The organism is Citrobacter sp. RHBSTW-00887, from assembly GCF_013728095.1.
GTDB classification, from domain to species: Bacteria; Pseudomonadota; Gammaproteobacteria; order Enterobacterales; family Enterobacteriaceae; genus Citrobacter; species Citrobacter braakii.
This window is the reverse complement of record NZ_CP056267.1, coordinates 1,737,393-1,757,381: the sequence shown is the minus strand read 5'-3', so window position 1 is coordinate 1,757,381 and position 19,989 is coordinate 1,737,393. Positions and strand designations below refer to the sequence as shown.

Sequence of the window (19,989 nt, the reverse complement as noted above, 5' to 3'; positions counted from 1 at the left end):
TTTATACGACTCAAATTAGTCCGCCAGAAATAGCGGGCCCATAGGCGGCTTTGGCAGGTCGAACCGTTCCGGGTAATCTACTGCAACCAGATACAGTCCTTCCGCTTTCGCCGTTGCCGCTGCCAGCGTTCTGTCCTTCGCCGCTAGCAGTTCTGCTATCCAGCTCTCCGGCTGGTTGTTGGCGCCTACTTCCATCAGGCTGCCGACAATATTCCTGACCATATGATGTACAAAGGCATTCGCTTTAATATCCACCACCACATATGCACCAAAACGTTCAACGTTAATGTGCATCACGTTACGCCACGGTGTGCGCGACTGACACTGCACCGCCCGAAACGAGGTAAAATCATTTTCGCCAATCAAACACTGGGCCGCACGATGCATACGATCAGCGTCCAGCGGTTCATAGTAATGGGTTACCCCTTTACCTAAAACCGCAGGGCGCAACCGATGATTGTAGATGATGTAGCGATAACGGCGAGCCGTAGCGCTAAATCGGGCATGGAAATCATCGGGTACAGCTTTCACCCAGCGCACAGCAATGTCACCAGGTAAATTCGCATTTACCCCCAGTGTCCAGGCTGCATCTTTACGCTGGGCAGTCGTTTCAAAGTGCACGACCTGCCCTGTGCCATGAACGCCCGCATCCGTGCGTCCCGCACAAAAGACAGTGATGCGTTCATTCGCCACCTGAGAGAGCGCTTTTTCCAGTTTTTCCTGAACGCTACGCACTTCGTTCTGGCGCTGCCAGCCATAATATTTGCTGCCGTCATACTCTATGCCCAGCGCAATTTTATGGGTTGACGGCTGTTGCAGGTCAGACATTAGTACAGGTACTCCTGCACCAGTTTTTCCGCAATTTTTACTGCCATCAACGCGCCGCCAAAGCGTACGTTGTCTGCCACAGACCAGAACTGAACCTGTTCCGGCATCCCGTAATCGTTATGCACACAGCCAACTGAAAGGTGCGGAGTACCTGACGCATCGCCAACCTGCGTCGGGATATAGGTCTCTTCTGACAGCACTACGTCCTCACCGCGTGAAAACGCATCGCGTGCTTCTTCCGCCGCCAACGGACGCAGGGCTTCAAAATTCACCATCTGTGCGTGGCCATAAAATACCGGCGACTGCACGATGCTGGCGGAGATAAGTAGCCCGTCGTCCTGCATAATTTTGCGCACTTCATCGACGATACGACGCTCTTCGCGCACGCTACCTTCGCGATCCGGCAGCAGCGGCAGCATGTTGAACGCCAGCTGACGACCAAAGAAATCGTCATCGTCAATCGGGATGCCGTTCAGTAGTTTCGCGCTCTGTCCGGCAAGCGCATCTACGGCTTTTTTACCGTGGGCGGAAGCGGAAATAATATTGGTCACCGTAATACGTGACAGCCCGCCGTCATCAATTAGCGGCTTCAGCGCAGACAGCAGTTGGCTGGTCAGGCTGGAAGGGACCGCAATCACATTGCGGTTGCGGTAATCCTCCAGTACGAACGGGTTAACATCCGGAACCACCAGCGGAACGTCCGGCTCAAGCGCGAACAGGCCACTACTATCGATAACCAGGCAACCGGCATTGGTCGCTTCTTCCACCCATGCGGCGGTGGCTTCAGCGCCCGCAACAAAAAATGCCAGTTGCGCCTGCGTCCAGTCAAAGTCTACAACGTCCTGAACAAGGACCGATTTACCGTTAAAACGCAGATGCTCACCTGCGCTTTCATTACGCGCCAGCGCATAAATTTCACCGACCGGGAACTGGCGTTCAGCCAGCGTATCGAGCAGGGCTTCGCCTACGGCGCCCGTTGCGCCCAGAATGGCAATATTCCAGCCTTCAGACATGGTGATTTACTCCAGAAATACGTAAGCGTCCCTGTCGCATTATTCGACAGGGAGCATTAAGAAGACATTAATGTGCCGGGTGATGAACAGCGTTAAAACCCAGCTTACACAGCAAGGTAGCAGCCGTTGCGTCGTCACACATCACGTATAAAGACGACCATTCACGGCGCTCAAGATAATTTTTACGCAGCTTATCAAACTCACCCGGAATTCCAGCGACTTTACGCAGCGGCGCATCATCGCGGCGCACATCATACACTAAATGCACCAGCCTTTTCAGCGTTGGCTGATCTAACGGGCCATGCAGTGTGATACGACCAAATTCCGGCGCAGGTAACAGGGTATTGAGCGCAACGTGTTGTTCGCGACCAATAAACTTGCTAAAAGCCTCAAAGACCTGCGTGGTGCCGCGCGCTTTTCCTTCCAGGGTATACCCGGCAATGTGCGCCGTGCCGATATCGGCTTTCTCCAGCAATGCCACATTGAGATCCGGCTCCCCTTCCCAGACATCCAGCACGACGCTCAGCGACTGCCCGGCATTCAATCGGTTCAGCAATGCCGTATTGTCGATGACCGGCCCGCGGCAGGCGTTGATCACAATGGTGCCCGGCTTCAGCCGGCTAATCAGCGCATCATCTGCCAGGTGCAGCGTTTTGTACGGTCCGTCTTTAAACAACGGCGTATGGAAAGTCAACACATCGGCTTGCTCTACCAGTTCGTCCAGCGAGCGGAAATCTCCCTCGTCACCGCGATCGGCTCGCGGCGGATCGCACAGCAGCGTGCGGATCCCCAGTGCTTCCAGACGTGCCTGCAAACGTCCGCCCACATTGCCCACGCCTACGATGCCTACAGTACGATCGCGTAACGCAAACCCGTCGCGCTCCGCCAGCATCAGCAACGCTGAAAAAACATATTCTACGACCGCAATCGCGTTACAGCCGGGCGCTGCGGAAAAGCCGATCTTCGACTGCGCAAGCCAGGCTTCATCCACATGGTCCGTGCCTGCGGTTGCCGTGCCGACAAATTGAACCGGTTTTCCGCTAAGCAGTGATTCATTTACTTTCGTCACCGAGCGCACCATTAAGGCATCCGCATCATCCAGTTCGGCAACGGGAATCGGGCGACCGGGAACCGCTTTGACCTCCCCCAAACGACTGAACAGTTCGCGGGCATAGGGCATATTTTCATCAACGAGGATTTTCACGTCTTTCGCACCTGTTTGAGAACGAGAGTTAACCGGGCAAGTGTGCCATAATCTCGCCGCCAGGCATACTGCGAGACCTGGTCAGCACAGATTTAAGGAACAGAGATGATGCAGCCCATTTCAGGTACACCCGCACGCCCTCCCGGCGAAGGCCAAAATGCCCCTTCTGCTGCGGGTGAACAACCGTTATCCACACAACAACGTACCGTGCTGGAACGACTGATTACCCGTCTGATTTCACTCACCCAACAGCAAAGCGCCGAGGTGTGGGCCGGAATGAAGCACGATCTGGGCGTCAAAAGTGATACGCCGCTGCAATCACGTCACTTTCCTGCCGCGGAGCAAAACCTGAATCAGCGGCTGGGTGTTGCTCAGCAAAATCATGCTAATCGTCAGGTTCTCTCACAGCTCACTGAATTACTGAGTCAGGGAAATAACCGCCAGGCGGTAAGTGATTTTATCCGTCAGCAGTATGGGCAAACGGCGCTCAGCCAGCTCACGCCTGAGCAGTTGAAGAACGTGCTCACGCTGCTGCAACAAGGGCAGCTTTCTATACCGCAACCGCAACAGCGCCCGGCCACCGATCGTCCGTTGTTACCCGCAGAGCACAATACGCTGAACCAGTTGGTTACCAAACTGGCGGCGGCCACGGGAGAGTCAGGTAAGATGATCTGGCAGTCAATGTTAGAGCTGTCTGGCGTAAAAAGCGGTGAGCTGATCCCCGCCAAACAGTTTACTCATCTGGTCACCTGGCTGCAGGCGCGCCAGACGCTCAGCCTGCAAAGCGCCCCGACGCTACAAACGCTCCAGGCGGCCCTGAAGCTGCCATTAGAGCCGAATGAGCTGACGGCAATAAAAGAGTACGCGCAGCAGACGTATCAGATCCAACCACAAACGATTCTGACCACGGTGCAGGTGCAGGACTTGCTGAATCAAATCTTCCTGCGCCGCGTAGAACGGGAACGCGAGCTAAACGATCCGCGCCATCTTCAACCTATTTACAGCCCGTTCGCGCCGATGATTGAAACGGTTAAATCTCTGTCGGCACGACCGGGACTGCTGTTTGTCGCGTTAATGATCGCATTAGCCATTTTCTGGCTGGTCGCTTAACCTTTGCGCAGCGTAAGCAGCGTCACAACAATCCCCACCACGGCGGATATCGCTCCGGCAAGGAATACCGAGGGATAACCGTACGCGGTGGCCAGCACCCCGGCGACCGGGCCGCTTATGCCGTAGGAGATATCCTGAAACGCGGCGTAACCGCCCAGCGCCGTACCGCGAACCTGCGCGGGCACTCGCTTCACAACCTCTACGCCCAATGCCGGGAAGATAAGCGAACACCCTGCCCCGGTTAATGCCGCCCCGAGCAGCGCAATCCATGCTGATGGGGCCTGCCACAGCAGAATCAGCCCCGCGGTTTCAACCAGTAAGGAGACAACGGCTACCTTCACGCCTCCGAACCGATCCGGCATCCAGCCAAACAGAATGCGCATCAACACAAACGCCCCGCCAAACGCGGTCAGGGTGAACCCCGCCATCGTCCAGCCGTTGCTGACAAAATAGAGTGAAATAAACGTACCGATCACCGCAAAGCCAACGCCCTGCAGCGCCAGGCCCAGGCCCGGTTTCCAGATAAGCCCTACCACGCTCCATAACGAAGGGCGTTCTCCTGCATGAGCAGGCACTTTGCGAACGGTGCCGTTGAATGCCCATGCCAGCAGCGGTAATACCATTGTCGTTCCCGCCAGCGCCGCAAAGCCAAAGTGGCTATGGATCAGCAAGCCCAGCGGTGCACCGGCGGCGAGCGCACCGTAAATCGCCATCCCGTTCCACGACATCACCTTACCCGAGCGTGTTGGACCGACCAGCCCAAGCCCCCAGGTCAGCGTTCCGGTGAGCAGTTGGCTTTCGCCAAAACCGAGGATCAAACGCCCGACGATTAACAATGCAAATTTTACAGGGACAGAGACAGGCAATAGCGCGGCTAACAGCCACGCCGCGCCCGCCAACCCACAGGCAAACATCCCCTGTAGCGCCGAACGTTTGGCGCCATATTGATCGGCTAAGCGCCCGGCGTAGCCGCGCGTTAATACCGTTGCCAGAAACTGTACGCCTACGGCGATACCAACCATGGTGTTGCCATAGCCCAGCTCCTGATGCACAAACAGAGGAATAACGGGCAAAGGTAGGCCGACCGTCATATAGGTCAGGAAAACTGCAAAAGCGATACGAAACAGCGAAAAGTTCGCCGAAGGTGTTTTTTCTTGTTGGGTTACAGCTGTCATGCGTTACTCCAAAATGCAGAGTAAGGCGAGGAATGTCCACGCCCCCTCTACCTGACTTTCAGGATTAAGGTGCGTTGGATAACGTTAAACGCTTACGCATTATCAGATAGATAATGTTGAGTGCGAAGTCTGCCTGTGAGCCACTAAATTTGTCAACCCTGAAATCTCACCAGGTTGGTCACGGTAAAGACGACTTTTCGTCTTTACCGTGACCAACCTTTTGCCATTAGTTTCTTTCCTTTCTGCCTGTGGAATAAAAAATATTTTTTCTTTTGCGCGAAATTTCAGTTTTATTCTGGCAATATTCCAGTGACAAAAAAGAAAGTTACATTCTTTTGTTTCTCTGGTTTATACCCTGAAAAATATCGGCGCCGATAACACATTTCCTTAGGATTACAGAATGGAACACAAAAGCCAAGACTGGCATCGTGCAGATATTAAAAGTGCACTGGAAAAAAAGGAATCACGCTCGGAGATCTTTCTCGTGCGGCTGGATTATCACCCGATTCACTGCGCAATGTATTTACCCGAAGCTGGCCCAGAGCGGAACAGTTCATTGCGCAGGCGCTCGAAACCTCGCCAGACGTGATTTGGCCAGCATGCTATCCACGCCAGCAGCCAGAGGATAAAACAAGTAATACTGAATATTAAATAGATCACTCGTAATTTATCGAGCATATAAATCAATAAATATCCCAGCTTAATATATTGAGAATATTAATAGCACTATTTGCCATTTCCAATTGCGTAAATACTGTTAAAGCATCACGTAATTGCTATTACGTATGTTATTAACAGGAGTCGTTATGATTGGGATAAAAAGGTGGCGATCAATTACGCCAAATCGCACGCGAGTTCATATCCACAAGGGCGCGGTGCGGAATATACCCGCAAAGCCGTCATACACCATTTACAGGAAGAAGTAATGAAAACCTTTCCACTGATTGCTCTCATCCTGCTGATTTGTGGCTGTACCCCTTCTCACCGTGACAGCACGCAGGATGTGAAACAGTTCTATCTTTCGTGGATGAAGAACTACACTCAGGATCCGGATACGCCCCGCGAAACATCAGCATTACTGCAACGCTATGTCGCCAAAGAGGTTATCGGGCGTCTGGCGCTAATTGATACGCTCTATGAGCAGGAGATCGTGCAAGCGGACTACTTTATGTATGTGCAGGATTACGCACCGGCATGGATCCCGCTATTGCGGGTTGGACAGGCGCAGCCATTCCTCGGCGGTGAAAAACTGAACCTGCAGTTAGGCACTGAGTCAGCCCCTATTCGACTGGAGGTTTATACCCGTTGGGAGGAAGGACGGTGGAAAATTTATCGTGTCCGGGACGCGGGTCGTCATTACGAGCAGCCCATTTACAATGCCGGAGAGATTACGCGAGCCAGAGCATGGTCTGCTGAGATCGCGCCGGAATACGAAAAAATGCCGAAGTAAACACGGTAAAAAGGGAGCCTGTTGGCTCCCTTTTTTCGTATTCAAGCTGAGACTTACGCCTTCAGCTTACGCATAACCAGCGTAGCGTTGGTGCCGCCAAAGCCGAAGCTGTTGGACATCACGGTGGTCAGCGCCTGCTCGGTCGGTTTGGTCACGATGTTCAGACCTGCCGCCTGCTCATCCAGCTCTTCAATGTTGATGCTTGGCGCGATAAAGCCATGTTCCAGCATCAGCAGAGAGTAGATAGCTTCCTGCACGCCAGCCGCGCCCAGTGAGTGACCGGTCATCGCTTTGGTTGCGGAGATTGCCGGGCTGTTATTGCCAAACACTTCGCGGATTGCGCCCAGTTCTTTCACGTCGCCTACCGGAGTCGAGGTACCGTGAGAGTTCAGGTAGTCGATCGGCGTGTCTACACCGTGCATCGCCATCTGCATGCAACGTACTGCGCCTTCGCCAGACGGAGCAACCATGTCTGCGCCATCGGACGTTGCGCCGTAACCGACGATTTCCGCATAGATGTGCGCGCCACGTGCCAGAGCGTGCTCCAGTTCTTCAACCACGACCATACCGCCGCCGCCAGCAATAACGAAACCGTCGCGGTTTGCGTCATAGGTACGGGAAGCTTTTGATGGATCGTCGTTGTATTTGGTAGACAGCGCGCCCATTGCATCGAATTCACACGCCATTTCCCAGCACAGCTCTTCGCCGCCGCCAGCAAAAACGATATCCTGTTTGCCCAACTGAATTTGTTCTACCGCGTTGCCGATGCAGTGCGCAGATGTCGCACAGGCAGAGCTGATGGAGTAGTTTACGCCGTGGATTTTGAACGGCGTTGCGAGGCAGGCAGAAACGCCGGACGCCATCGCTTTGGTGACCACATACGGGCCAACCGCTTTCAGACCACGTGGGCTACGCATTGCGTCAGCGCCAAACACCTGAAAACGTGGGGAGCCGCCGCCGGAACCTGCAATCAGGCCAACGCGCGGGTTGTTCTGGTAATCTTCTGCAGCAAGGCCGGCATCAGCCACTGCCTGCTCCATTGATAGGAATGCATAGATGGATGCGTCGCTCATGAAGCGCACTACTTTGCGGTCAATGAGGCCAGTGGTATCCAGTTTTACGTTGCCCCAAACGTGGCTACGCATGCCGGAGTCCTTCAGCTCCTGAGAGAAAGTGATCCCTGAACGTCCTTCACGCAGAGATGCCAGGACTTCCTGCTGGTTATTACCGATGCTGGAAACGATGCCCAAGCCAGTAATCACTGCACGTTTCATTCAATACCTCTGTAAGTCGCACTATTTTAAAGTTTCGAGTGGCACAATAGCGTACACTTGTACGCCGAACAAGTCCGATCAGCCATTTTATGTGGAAATTTGCGCAGCCAGGCACTCATCGCTAAGATCGGGGCACAGCCTGTCAGACGAGTAACTTACGTGAAACAATACGCTATACAACCTGCCAACCTTGAATTCAACGCTGAGGGTACACCTGTTTCCCGAGATTTTGACGATGTCTATTTTTCTAATGATAACGGGCTGGAAGAGACACGTTACGTCTTTCTCGGCGGTAACCATCTCGCCCAACGATTCCCTGCGCATTCACGTCCCCTCTTCGTGGTGGCAGAAAGCGGGTTTGGCACCGGACTTAACTTCCTCACGCTCTGGCAGGCATTTGCCGATTTTCGCGATACCCACCCTGAAGCTACCCTGGAAAGATTACATTTCATCAGCTTTGAAAAATATCCGCTGACGCGTGAAGATCTCACCTTAGCCCACCAGCACTGGCCAGAACTTGCCCCGTGGGCCACGGCACTGCAAGAACAATGGCCGCTGCCGCTGACGGGATGTCATCGCCTGCTGCTTGATGATGGGCGCGTCACGCTGGATCTGTGGTTTGGCGATATTAACGAACTGACCAGTACGCTGGATGACTCTCTGAATCAAAAGGTGGACGCCTGGTTCCTGGACGGTTTCGCACCGGCAAAAAACCCGGATATGTGGACGCCAACGCTGTTTAACGCGATGGCTCGACTGGCTCGTCCCGGCGGGACGCTGGCAACCTTTACATCGGCAGGCTTTGTACGTCGGGGGTTGCAGGAAGCCGGATTTACAATGCAAAAATGCAAAGGCTTTGGGCGCAAACGCGAAATGCTCTGTGGCGTGATGGAACAGACTCAGGCGCTCACGTCCTCGGCGCCATGGTTTGCGCGTACGGGAACAGATAAGCGCGAAGCCGCCATTATTGGTGGAGGAATTGCCAGCGCATTGCTGTCACTGGCGTTATTGCGCCGCGGCTGGCAGGTCACGCTGTATTGCGCCGACGATAAACCTGCCGGGGGCGCATCCGGTAATCGCCAGGGGGCGCTCTACCCCCTACTTAGCAAACATGACGCAGCCATTAATCTCTTTTTCCCCACTGCGTTTACCTTCGCCCGACGACTGTATGACGCCCTCCCCGTTGAGTTCGCGCATGACTGGTGCGGCGTGACGCAACTCGCGTGGGATGAGAAAAGCCAGCAAAAAATCACCCAGATGCTGTCCCTTGAACTGCCCACTGCGCTCGCCGTCGGGGTTGACGCACAGCAGGTTTTACAAACGACAGGGGTGGAAACCGGATGCGGCGGGATTCAGTATCCGGCCGGAGGATGGCTGTACCCGGCGCAGTTAACCGCCGCGGTACTGGAGTATGCAACAACCCTGGGATTACGCACCCGCTACCAACATACGCTGGCCTCACTGACTCGCCAGACAGCAAGCTGGCAATTGCAGTTTTCCAGTGGAGAAACCGCCTCTCACGCAGCAGTCGTTCTGGCTAACGGTCATCGCATTAGCGGCTTTGAGCAAACGCAGCCGCTACCGGTGTACTCCGTGGGCGGTCAGGTGAGTCATATTCCCACCACACCTGCACTTTCAGCGTTACGTCAGGTGCTGTGCTATGACGGCTACCTCACGCCGCACAACCCGCAAAATCAGCAGCACTGCATTGGCGCCAGCTATCATCGTGGGAGTGAAGAGACAGCGTATCGCGAGGACGATCAGCAACAAAACCGTCAACGCTTAATCGACTGCTTCCCGAACGCTGTGTGGGCAAAAGAGGTAGACGTTAGTGACAATGCCGCCCGCTGCGGGGTGCGCTGCGCCACGCGCGATCACATGCCAATGGTCGGCAACGTCGCGGACTATGACGCCACGCTCAGCCAGTACACCACACTTGCTGCAGACAAAGAGCACGCCGTAAGCGCGCCAGTTTATTCCGATTTATTTATGCTGGGCGCGCTGGGATCGCGCGGGCTGTGTACTGCCCCGCTGTGTGCAGAAATTCTGGCTTCGCAAATGAGCAATGAACCGATTCCCATGGATGCCAGCACGCTGGCGGCGCTAAATCCAAATCGTCTGTGGGTCAGGAAGTTATTGAAGGGTAAAGCGGTGAAATAAAAGGATGGGATGCCCTCTCGTCATGGCCTGATGACGCTACGCTTATCAGGCCTACAACCCCCCCCAACAAGGTTGGCCGGATAAGACACCAGAGCGTCGCCATCCGGCACAATTTACCGCAATTATTGTGCAGTAGCCTTCTGGAACAGAGTGTCCCACATTTCTTTCACTAACGCCTGGTCACGCGGCGATAGTTCGCCTGCGCTGATGGCTTTTTCCAGGCTGCTGGTCACATTGGCGTACAATGCCTCAGCGGAATGGTCCTCGCCAGCGTCCAGTTCGGCCACGGCCAGCGTCAGGTGTCCACGCAAATAGCCACTGGCAAACAACTCATCATCGCTGGCGTGCTCTACCATATCGTCGATTAATGCCAGAATGCGTGATTCAAACTCCGCGATCATCTTCTTTCCTCATTGTAAACGTGGCAGCGACTTCAGTTGAGCGCTTCGGGCCACGGGAATAGTTCCGCCTTAAGTTCAGGCGTGTGATAATAATTCTGTAACGCGTTAATGAAGCGCGCCGGACGTTCAGGGATCCCCTTTTCCAGGTACTCCATCACCTGAGCATGGACACGGCGCTGGAATACCACGCGATCCGGTTCAAAGTCCCCTTCAAGGTTGTCGCAACTGACGTTAAACGGGTAGCCCGCCGCCATGCAAAACAGCCAGTCAAACGCCTGCGGCTTCACTTCCACATCTTCAAACTGGCATTGCGTCTTCGCGTCGCGTCCGTCCGGACAGTACCAGTAACCGAAGTCGACCAGTTCACGCCGCGCCTTACCGGCGATGCACCAGTGTGAAATTTCGTGTAACGCGCTGGCGTAATAGCCATGCGCAAAAACGATACGGTGATACGGTAATTCCGCATCCGCAGGAAGATAGATCGGTTCGTCATCGCCTTTAATCAGACGGGTATTAAATTCATCGGCAAAGCAGCCGTTAAAAATCTCAATTAACTGTTCGTAGTGATGGGTATTATTCATTAGTTCATCCCCAGCCAGTGGAGAATCTCCTGTCCATGATTATCATAAAGTAGCTTGGCGCTCATCACGGCGGAGACAATGACGATCATTGGCCGAATGAGTTTTTGTCCTTTACTGAGCACCAGCCGTGAGCCCATCCGTGCGCCAATAAACTGGCCAATGAGCATCACAAATCCGGTCGCCCAAATCACTTTGCCGCCGAGGGCAAACAGCAACAGCCCGCCGATATTCGATGTGGCATTTAATACTTTGGCGTGGGCCGTCGATTTCGCCAGGTTGTAGCCGCACAGCATGACAAAGGCCAGCGCGTAGAACGACCCCGCAGCCGGACCAAAAAAGCCATCGTAAAAGCCGACGCAGCCCCCGGCCACCAGCGCGAAAGGCAACCCATGCAACCGACGCTGTCGGTCCTCCTCCCCCACTTTCGGCATCAACAGAAAGTAAAGGCCAATACAGATAACCAGAACCGGCAGGATCTGGCGCAGAATATCTGACTGCACGTGCTGAACCAACAGCGCGCCGCTCATTGAGCCGATAAAAGTCATGAAGATATTGAGCTTCTGATCCGCCAGATTAACCACGCCCCGGCGAATAAAATAGAGGGAGGAAGAGATAGATCCTCCACAGGCTTGTAGCTTATTGGTGGCCAGCGCTTGCGCGGGTGGCATCCCGGCCGCCATCAATGCCGGAATAGTGAGTAAACCACCGCCTCCGGCCAGAGAATCAATAAAACCTGCCAGCATCGCCACGAAAAAAAGCACACCTAACAGCAGTGGCGACACCATAAACAGAGAGGCAAAATGATCCATTAGAGTACATGCTCGTCCAGTAGCGCCTGGCAGGAAGGCGGCAACGGCGGCGGTGTCTTCTTCTCAGGCTTGGTGGTTCCAGGTTTCGGAGGTTCGAACCAGCTTTGCAGCTCCGCGCCGCAGCCGTCACCCGGTGGTGGTAACGGTTGATCTTCGCACTCAAGACTGTCGGCAGGACAACGTAACCGTACGTGCATATGCGCACGATGCTGGAACCATGGCCGCACTTTACGCAACCAGTCCCGGTCGGTCCCTGCATCCAGACAAAGTTGCTGCTTAATCGCCGGATTCACGAAAATACGCGTGACTTCATTATCTTTTGCCGCCAGCCTGATCAGGCTGAAAATCTCCGGCTTCCAGAGTGACGGCACGACACGTTTGCCATCCTGTGAGACCAGATCTAACGCCTGCGGCCGCAGCAGTTGCGACTGGGTCCAGCGGGTTTTCGGCAGTTGCAGGAAAATATCTACATCCAGTCCCGTCTGGTGGCTGGCGTGACCGCCATTGAATCGCCCACCGGCCGGCATGCCCATATCGCCGATTAACACCGTACCCAGCCCCAGATTGTTGGCCTGATTACTCAGACGCTGGATAAACATCACCAGATCCGGATGGCCAAAGTAACGGCGCTGATCGGTGCGCATCACCTGATAGTGTTCTGACCGTACAGGCAGCGTATCTGCGCCAACAATACAGCCATTGGAGAACGCGCCGATAGACTGCGCGCTGCCTGCAACCGGATGGGTAATTTTCTGCCAGGGCGTCGCCGCCAGACAGGCGGTGCTGGCAAACAGAGCCAGCGCCGCAAGTGCCGTTTTTTTCATCTCTTACCAGCGTGGAATATCGGTCTTCACGTCCGCATTTTGCGCCCGCTGACGCAGCAGGTGATCCATCAACACGATCGCCAGCATCGCTTCGGCGATTGGCACGGCGCGGATCCCAACACACGGATCGTGACGACCTTTGGTGATCATTTCGACTTCTTCACCAAAGCGATTAATAGTGCGCCCTGGAACGGTAATACTCGAGGTCGGTTTCAGCGCCATATGAGCAATGATTTGTTGCCCACTGCTGATCCCACCAAGAATGCCGCCCGCATGATTACTCTGGAAACCTTCTTTGGTGATTTCATCACGGTTCTGGCTGCCGCGCAGTGCAACAACGTCAAAACCGTCGCCAATCTCAACGCCTTTAACGGCGTTAATGCTCATCAGCGCGTGAGCGATATCAGCATCCAGGCGGTCAAATACAGGTTCGCCGAGACCCGCTGGTACGCCGCTTGCAACAACGGTCACCTTCGCCCCGATGGAGTCGCCCTCTTTCTTCAGCCCACGCATAAGTTCGTCCAGCGCTTCGAGTTTATCCGGGTCTGGACAAAAGAACGGGTTAAGCTCCACCTGGGACCAGTCTTTGATCTCCAGCGGAATATCACCCATCTGCGTCAGACAGCCGCGAATTTCAACGCCGAATTTTTCCGCCAGATATTTTTTGGCAATCGCTCCGGCCGCAACGCGCATCGCCGTTTCACGTGCGGATGAGCGTCCGCCGCCACGGTAGTCACGCAGGCCATATTTCTGCTCATAGGTATAGTCGGCGTGTCCTGGACGAAAAACGTCCTTAATCGCGCCGTAATCCTGTGAACGCTGATCGGTATTTTCGATCAACAGGCCAATGCTGGTGCCGGTGGTAACGCCCTCGAACACACCGGAGAGGATTTTCACCTGATCCGGCTCACGACGCTGCGTAGTGTAGCGCGATGTGCCAGGACGGCGTCTGTCGAGATCGTGCTGCAGGTCAGCTTCTGTCAGAGAAATGCCCGGCGGAACACCATCGACAATACAACCGAGCGCCAGCCCGTGTGATTCACCGAAAGTGGTTACGCGAAAGAGTTGCCCAATTGTGTTTCCTGCCATCACGGCTCCGTTATGAGTGTTGTGTATGTGCGCGTGTATTTAGTCTTTATAAATGCTGAAGTGCTCGCGAGCAGCAACTAACTGCTCTTTGGTCAGCATGAATACACCTTCACCGCCGTTGTCGAACTCCAGCCAGGTGAACGGTACATCCGGGTATTGCTCTATCAGATGTACCATGCTGTTTCCGACTTCACAAATCAGAATACCGTTATCTGACAGGTAGTCCGGAGCGTTACCCAGAATGCGGCGGGTAAGTTTCAGTCCATCGCTGCCGGACGCCAGACCCAGCTCAGGTTCATGACGATATTCGTTTGGCAGATCGGACATATCTTCCGCATCGACATACGGCGGATTGGTCACAATCAGGTCATACTGGACTTTCAGCAGATCGCGGAACAGATCGGAACGGATCGGCGTAACATGATGGATCAGGCCGTGCTCTTCAATATTGTGTTCGGTCACCGCCAGCGCGTCGGTGGAAATATCCACCGCATCCACTTCGGCCTCCGGGAAAGCATAGGCGCAGGCAATGGCAATACAGCCGCTGCCGGTACACATATCCAGGATATGCTGCGGCTGCTCATTAATAAGGCCCGCAAAGCGGTTATTAATAAGCTCGCCAATCGGCGAACGTGGTACCAGCACGCGTTCATCAACATAAAACTCATGCCCGCAGAACCAGGCTTTGTTGGTCAAATAAGCGACCGGAATGCGCTCGTTGACGCGGCGAATCACGCGTTCAACAATGCGATGGCGCTCACTGGAAGTCAGACGCGCGGTACGCATATCTTCTGGAATATCCAGCGGCAGATAAAGTGACGGCAGCACCAGCTGTACGGCCTCGTCCCATGGGTTATCCGTGCCATGGCCATACCAGATGTTCGCCGCGCTAAAACGGCTGACCGCCCAACGCAACATGTCCTGAATGGTATGCAGTTCACTCACTGCTTCATCGACGAAAATTTTATCCACGTATTCCTCCAGGGCATGCTCGTATTAATTTCGGCGGCTAGTTTGCCACGAAGACGGCGATAAATCAGCATTCACGCAGGGCCTGAGCGCGAAAATTGCGTTTTAAGCGATCGGATGCCCGCCGAGTCGGGTTAAACTAACGAAAAATAAAAGATGAGACTCTCGAATGAAAAAGAAAACATCGCTCAGCGAGGAGGATCAGACGCTGTTTCGCCAGCTGATGACCGGCACGCGTAAAATTAAACAGGACACCATTGTTCACCGACCGCTACGTAAAAAAATTACCGAGGTTCCGGTTAAAAGGCTGCTGCAGGAACAAGCTGATGCCAGTCACTATTTCTCGGACGAGTTTCAGCAGCTGCTGAATACGGACGGCCCGGTAAGATATCTGCGTGCCGACGTCAGCCATTTCGAACTGAAGAAAATGCGCCGTGGCGATTACTCCCCGGAGCTGTTTCTCGATCTGCACGGGCTGACCCAGCAGCAGGCCAAACAGGAGTTAGGCGCGCTGATTGCCGCCTGTCGTCGCGAGCATGTGTTTTGCGCCTGCGTGATGCATGGCCACGGAAAACATATTCTTAAGCAGCAAACGCCGCTCTGGCTGGCGCAGCATCCGCACGTGATGGCCTTTCATCAAGCGCCAAAAGAGTACGGTGGCGACGCCGCGCTGCTGCTGCTGATTGAAGTGGAAGAGTGTCAACCGCCCGAACTTCCCTGATGCAGAAAAACAGAAAGAGCCGCATTTGCGGCTCTTTGATTTTCCGGATGACGGCTGTGCCTTATCCGATTCCAGGCTTTTTAAATCGCTTTTGCCATTTTTAGGTTACACGGGCTCATCTGCCAGTTAAAAGTACCCTTCCCGCTCTCATCAAGCGTTACGCTGGCAATCGCTGATGTGGTAAACATCGGCGGTGTTTCGCCTGGGCAAAGTTCAGACACCAGATACCCCACTAAAGGTAAGTGAGAGATGACCAGCGCCGTGGCGATACCTTCATTGGCCAGAGCCTGTAAATAGGCGCTGACCAGACCGACATCGCCGCAGGGAGTCAGCTCCGGCAAAACATCCACACCGGTTGGCAGGTTCATACACTCCCCCACCACATCCAGCGTTTGTTCGGCTCGTAGGAACGGGCTCACCAGAACACGTTCGATATCCACTTTTTGACCTTTCAGCCAGTTCGCCATCAGGCGAGATTCGTCACAACCACAGGAGGTTAAGGGACGAACCGAATCACTGGCGGCATCGAGGGCTGCGTCGCCGTGACGCATGATAAAAACTTGCATATTGCACCGCTTTTGTTAACCAGAATCACCGACACCTTTATCCACAGCCCCTATTGACCGTGGTAACGATGTGGTGGCCGGCATTGTGCCTTATCCATTCACCGAATGAAACGCTGTTTTTTACCTCAACGGCGTAAGTATAGTCAATCTCTGTTTACATTTTGAGCGCGACCCATACATTCAGTGCGGATTCATCCTACCTTTGACCTCATGAATTCAGGTCAGTTTCCCCATTACTCCAGAATCTTTCACCGCGTTCCGCCATCTGCAATAACTGCTCACACGGCGTAAACCGCGAGCCGTATTGCGTGGTCAGTCGTTGCAGAGCAGCAACCACTTCACCCGCGCCGAGCGAATCCATATACCGGAACGGGCCGCCGAGGAAGGGCGGAAAACCAATACCAAATACAGCGCCGATATCGCCATCACGCGCGCTGCGGATAATCTTCTCATCGAAACAGCGTGCTGCTTCATTGAGCATTAACATGACGCACCGCTCGGCTATCTGCGCGGCGGTGAGTCGGCCCTGCCCCTGGACGCCAATAAGCGTATAAATTGCAGGGTCGACCTGTTTTTTGCTTTTACGCCCTTTCGCTCCATAAAGATAGAAACCCCGACCATTTTTTCTACCTTTGCGATCGTCATTCAAAATTGAAGCAACAACATTTGCAGGCGCGCTAAAACGTTCTCCATATGCAGCCTCAAGCACTGGTATAATTTTAGTGCCCGTATCAATTCCGACCTCATCCAAAAGTTGGATTGGCCCGACCGGAAAACCAAACTTAACCAGCGCGGCGTCAATGGCTTCAACCCGCTCGCCTTCGGTCAGCATACGAATAGCTTCGTTAATGTATGGCGCTAAAATGCGGTTAACATAAAATCCGGCCTTATCTCTGACCACTATCGGCGTTTTGCCCTGCTTTTTCGCCAGTTTAACGGTTGTGGCAATTGTCTGCTCAGAGGTCGTGGCATGCGGGATAACCTCGACCAGCGGCATTTTTTCCACCGGGCTAAAGAAGTGCAAACCAATTACTTGTTGAGGTCTGGCAGCGTTCGCCGCAATATCGCCAATCGGCAAAGATGAGGTGTTAGAGGCAAAAATGGTATGAGATGCGCAATTTTGCTCAACTTCTGCCACCATCTGTTGTTTTAACGCCAGATCTTCAAATACGGCTTCAATAACCAGGTCGCGATGAGCGAAGCCACGGTAATCGGTTGATCCCGAAATCAGCGCCAGCTGTTTATCACGCTCGCTGGCTTTGATATGACGGCGGCGAACCTTCGTTTCAAGCTGATCCCAGCTGTACTTCAGCGCGTGGTTGATTCCCTTGGCATTTATATCTTTGATACGCACTGGCAAGCCGCCTTTACAGGCCGTCACATAGGCAATACCGCCCCCCATCAGACCGCCGCCCAAAATGCCTACACTGTTTAGCGGGCCGGGCTTCACATCACTTCCGGGATCCTTTTTCACATCGGTGTTGGCAAAAAAGATGTGCCGCAGCCCCTGAGACTGAGATGTCATCGCCAGTTCGCCAAACGCGCGGGCTTCGGCGTCGTAACCGCTGCTGCTGCCTTGCGCCAGGCCGGTTTCGATGACCTCAAGGATACGTTCTGTTGCAGGGTAGTTGCCCTGCGTTTTTTGCGCCGTCTTTTTACTGGCCATGCGGAATAACAGCGCCCGCCCCAGCGGCCCCGCTAGCACACGCTCTCGCACCGGCAGAGTTCGGTGTGCGGGACTGTCCTTTTTGGCCAGTTCTACGGCCGCTTCCAGCAAAATGGTATGCGGTACAACTTCATCCACTAAACCCACTTTCTGCGCCTGTTTTGCGCGTAGTTGTTTTCCGGTGAGGATCATATCCAGCGCGGTACTGACGCCAATCAGACGGGGCAACCGCTGGGTACCGCCAGAGCCGGGCAGCAGACCAAGCTGCACTTCCGGTAAACCCAGTACGGTTTTAGCATCATCGGTACAAATACGATTGTGGCACGCCAGCGCCATCTCCAGGCCACCGCCGAGACAGGCGCCATGAATTGCGGCGATAACGGGGATCGGCAAGGCATTAATTTCCGCCATAATCTGCTGCCCCTGGCGTGCCAGCGTTTCAGCTTCCTGCGCGCTGCGACAGCGACCAATCATGTTGATATCCGCCCCGGCAATGAAGTTATCGGGTTTCGCCGAAATGAACACCACGCCGCGTAATGCTTTGTTATCGCGAATTTGTTTCAGAATGACCCGAACCTGAGAGGCAAATTCCGCCTTCAGGGTATTCATTTTCTCTCCGGGCACATCAATGTTGACAACAGCGACGTTATCCAGACGTACGTTTAGCGTAAAAGCCGATGCCATTTCCATTATTCCGCCTCCAGAACCATTGCCGCACCCAGACCACCTGCAGCACAGGCTGTCACTAAACCAAAACCACCGCCACGGCGTCGTAACTCATGGAGGGTTTGGGTGATCATGCGAGCACCGGTGGCGGCGAAGGGGTGTCCATAGGCAATCGATCCGCCCAGCACATTAAATTTACTGTCATCGACCTCGCCCGTGGCATGCGCCCTGCCCAGCACTTCGCGGGCAAAACGTTCGCTACCCAGCAGTTGAAGATTCGCCAGCGTTTGTGCGGCAAATGCTTCATGCATATCGATCAGGGTTAAATCAACCATGGTCAGACCCGCTCTCTCCAGGGCAAGCGGCGTTGACCACGCCGGCCCCAACAGCATGTCCTGCCAGACATCGATGGCGGTAAAGGCAAAACTACGCAGGTATCCCAGCGGCACCAGCCCCAACTCTTTCGCACGCGATTCCGTCATCATAATTACGGCGGCTGCGCCGTCCGTTAGCGGGGTACTGTTCGCCGCGGTAACGGTGCCGTGCTTTCGGTCAAAGGCCGGACGCAGTTTGGCGTAATCGGCCAGCGTAGAGTTACCGCGAATATTGTTATCTTCTGAAAAAGGATCTTTGAAAGGTGGCGCGTAGGTGGTCATCACCTCATCTGCCAGTTTGCCTTCAGACCACGCCTGAGCGGCGCGCTGATGAGAACGGTGCGCCAGGGCATCCTGTTGCTCTCGCGTAATCCCATAAGTTTTGGCCATTTGCTCGGCCGTATCCCCCATGCGTAAACCGGTGGAGTACTCGGCGACGGCTGGCGGTACGGGCATCAGGTCACGTAAGCGCAGTCGGGAGAAAAGTTTAAGACGCTGACCGGTGGTCCGGGCCTTATTGACATCCACCAGCACCCGCGCCAACTTTTTGCTAACGCCAATAGGCAGAACTGACGAGGAGTCCGCACCGCCGGCAATTCCTGCGCGGATAGTCCCCGCCATCAGGCTTTCCGCGACATTCGCCACCGCCTGGAAGCTGGTGGCGCAGGCTCGGCTTACGCTGTAGGCATCGGTGTGCACATTCATCCCGGTTCCCAGCACGATTTCACGAGCAATATTTGGGGCTTCGGGCATTTGCACCACCTGGCCAAAGACCAGTTGCTCAATCACATCAGCAGAAATTTCGCTGCGCGCCAGCAGCTCGCCAACGACCATTTTCCCCAAATCTACGGCGGGAATGCCATGAAACGCGGTTGCCTGGCGGGCAAATGGCGTACGCAATCCGCTTACGATGGCGATGCGATCGCCCTGGCGGGTAACCAGCGGTAAAGCCTGACTCATAACACTCCCCTGTAAAAAATAAAAATAAGTGGTCTGACCTGATCACAGTCTTAACCAATTTTTTACATTTAGCCAAGCAGGGAGAAAAGAAAGTGGGAGCTAAGACACAGTGAATAATCACTGACAGTGACGAAAAAGCCCTTGCTACA

General features: G+C 54.3%; 18 protein-coding genes and 1 pseudogene. 5 read left to right on the top strand and 14 right to left on the bottom strand.

Annotation, left to right across the window (positions count from 1 at the left end):
• Positions 1-15 precede the first annotated feature (15 nt).
• The 3 genes from truA to pdxB form a co-directional block, all read right to left on the bottom strand.
• Positions 16-828: a tRNA pseudouridine(38-40) synthase TruA gene (truA, locus tag HV314_RS08335; RefSeq protein WP_047358767.1), complete on the bottom strand. Its 813-nt coding sequence runs from the start codon at positions 826-828 to the stop codon at positions 16-18.
• Positions 828-1,841, bottom strand: coding sequence for an aspartate-semialdehyde dehydrogenase (locus HV314_RS08330; RefSeq protein WP_046275569.1), 1,014 nt, complete (start codon positions 1,839-1,841; stop codon positions 828-830). Before HV314_RS08330 ends, truA begins: the two co-directional genes overlap by 1 nt.
• A 67-nt stretch (positions 1,842-1,908) precedes the next feature.
• On the bottom strand, positions 1,909-3,045 hold the full coding sequence (pdxB, locus tag HV314_RS08325; RefSeq protein WP_046275568.1) for a 4-phosphoerythronate dehydrogenase PdxB: 1,137 nt from the start codon (positions 3,043-3,045) through the stop codon (positions 1,909-1,911).
• Between the two features lie 108 nt (positions 3,046-3,153).
• On the opposite strand from pdxB, the gene flk reads away from it, so the two are divergent.
• On the top strand, positions 3,154-4,155 hold the full coding sequence (gene flk / locus HV314_RS08320) for a flagella biosynthesis regulator Flk (protein ID WP_016153864.1): 1,002 nt from the start codon (positions 3,154-3,156) through the stop codon (positions 4,153-4,155).
• Here the strand turns inward: flk and HV314_RS08315 are convergent.
• Positions 4,152-5,330: an MFS transporter gene (locus tag HV314_RS08315; protein WP_016153865.1), complete on the bottom strand. Its 1,179-nt coding sequence runs from the start codon at positions 5,328-5,330 to the stop codon at positions 4,152-4,154. The genes flk and HV314_RS08315 overlap by 4 nt on opposite strands.
• 400 nt (positions 5,331-5,730) lie before the next feature.
• Between HV314_RS08315 and HV314_RS08310 the strand changes: the two are divergent.
• Together HV314_RS08310 and HV314_RS08305 are read left to right on the top strand one after the other, a co-directional pair.
• Positions 5,731-5,981, top strand: a pseudogene (locus tag HV314_RS08310) (helix-turn-helix domain-containing protein).
• A 274-nt stretch (positions 5,982-6,255) separates the two neighbouring features.
• Positions 6,256-6,780, top strand: a complete 525-nt coding sequence (locus HV314_RS08305; protein WP_181547835.1) for a YbjP/YqhG family protein — start codon at positions 6,256-6,258, stop codon at positions 6,778-6,780.
• A 53-nt stretch (positions 6,781-6,833) separates the two neighbouring features.
• Here HV314_RS08305 and fabB read toward each other — a convergent pair whose 3' ends face one another.
• Entirely contained in the window at positions 6,834-8,054 is a 1,221-nt protein-coding gene (fabB, locus tag HV314_RS08300) for a beta-ketoacyl-ACP synthase I (RefSeq protein WP_016157055.1), read from the bottom strand.
• A 159-nt stretch (positions 8,055-8,213) separates the two neighbouring features.
• On the opposite strand from fabB, the gene mnmC reads away from it, so the two are divergent.
• Positions 8,214-10,214 (top strand): bifunctional tRNA (5-methylaminomethyl-2-thiouridine)(34)-methyltransferase MnmD/FAD-dependent 5-carboxymethylaminomethyl-2-thiouridine(34) oxidoreductase MnmC, encoded by a 2,001-nt coding sequence (gene mnmC, locus HV314_RS08295; protein ID WP_181547833.1) that lies wholly within the window; start codon positions 8,214-8,216, stop codon positions 10,212-10,214.
• 122 nt (positions 10,215-10,336) lie between these two features.
• Here mnmC and HV314_RS08290 read toward each other — a convergent pair whose 3' ends face one another.
• Genes HV314_RS08290 through prmB form a run of 6 tightly spaced genes read right to left on the bottom strand, consistent with a single transcriptional unit; the run spans position 10,337 to position 14,890 of the window.
• Entirely contained in the window at positions 10,337-10,615 is a 279-nt protein-coding gene (locus tag HV314_RS08290) for a YfcL family protein (RefSeq protein WP_016157057.1), read from the bottom strand.
• Between the two features lie 32 nt (positions 10,616-10,647).
• Positions 10,648-11,196, bottom strand: a complete 549-nt coding sequence (locus HV314_RS08285; protein ID WP_047358771.1) for an elongation factor P hydroxylase — start codon at positions 11,194-11,196, stop codon at positions 10,648-10,650.
• A complete protein-coding gene (locus HV314_RS08280; protein WP_016153874.1) occupies positions 11,196-12,005 on the bottom strand; it encodes a sulfite exporter TauE/SafE family protein in 810 nt (269 codons plus the stop codon). Before HV314_RS08280 ends, HV314_RS08285 begins: the two co-directional genes overlap by 1 nt.
• Positions 12,005-12,829, bottom strand: coding sequence for a penicillin-insensitive murein endopeptidase (gene mepA / locus HV314_RS08275; protein WP_181547831.1), 825 nt, complete (start codon positions 12,827-12,829; stop codon positions 12,005-12,007). The genes HV314_RS08280 and mepA overlap by 1 nt, the downstream gene beginning before the upstream one ends.
• A gap of 3 nt (positions 12,830-12,832) precedes the next feature.
• Positions 12,833-13,918 carry a chorismate synthase gene (gene aroC / locus HV314_RS08270; protein WP_003028170.1) on the bottom strand — a complete coding sequence of 362 codons (1,086 nt, stop codon included), beginning with the start codon at positions 13,916-13,918 and terminating at the stop codon, positions 12,833-12,835.
• A 39-nt stretch (positions 13,919-13,957) separates the two neighbouring features.
• A complete protein-coding gene (prmB, locus tag HV314_RS08265) occupies positions 13,958-14,890 on the bottom strand; it encodes a 50S ribosomal protein L3 N(5)-glutamine methyltransferase (protein ID WP_016157058.1) in 933 nt (310 codons plus the stop codon).
• A gap of 166 nt (positions 14,891-15,056) precedes the next feature.
• On the opposite strand from prmB, the gene smrB reads away from it, so the two are divergent.
• Entirely contained in the window at positions 15,057-15,608 is a 552-nt protein-coding gene (gene smrB, locus HV314_RS08260) for an endonuclease SmrB (protein WP_181547829.1), read from the top strand.
• Between the two features lie 80 nt (positions 15,609-15,688).
• On the opposite strand, the gene sixA is transcribed toward smrB, so the two are convergent.
• The 3 genes from sixA to fadI all read right to left on the bottom strand — a co-directional run bounded on the left by sixA (position 15,689) and on the right by fadI (position 19,840).
• On the bottom strand, positions 15,689-16,174 hold the full coding sequence (sixA, locus tag HV314_RS08255) for a phosphohistidine phosphatase SixA (protein ID WP_003028179.1): 486 nt from the start codon (positions 16,172-16,174) through the stop codon (positions 15,689-15,691).
• A 208-nt stretch (positions 16,175-16,382) separates the two neighbouring features.
• Positions 16,383-18,530 carry a fatty acid oxidation complex subunit alpha FadJ gene (gene fadJ, locus HV314_RS08250; RefSeq protein ID WP_181547827.1) on the bottom strand — a complete coding sequence of 716 codons (2,148 nt, stop codon included), beginning with the start codon at positions 18,528-18,530 and terminating at the stop codon, positions 16,383-16,385.
• Positions 18,530-19,840, bottom strand: coding sequence for an acetyl-CoA C-acyltransferase FadI (fadI, locus tag HV314_RS08245; protein ID WP_181547825.1), 1,311 nt, complete (start codon positions 19,838-19,840; stop codon positions 18,530-18,532). The genes fadJ and fadI overlap by 1 nt, the downstream gene beginning before the upstream one ends.
• Between the last annotated feature and the right edge of the window lie 149 nt (positions 19,841-19,989).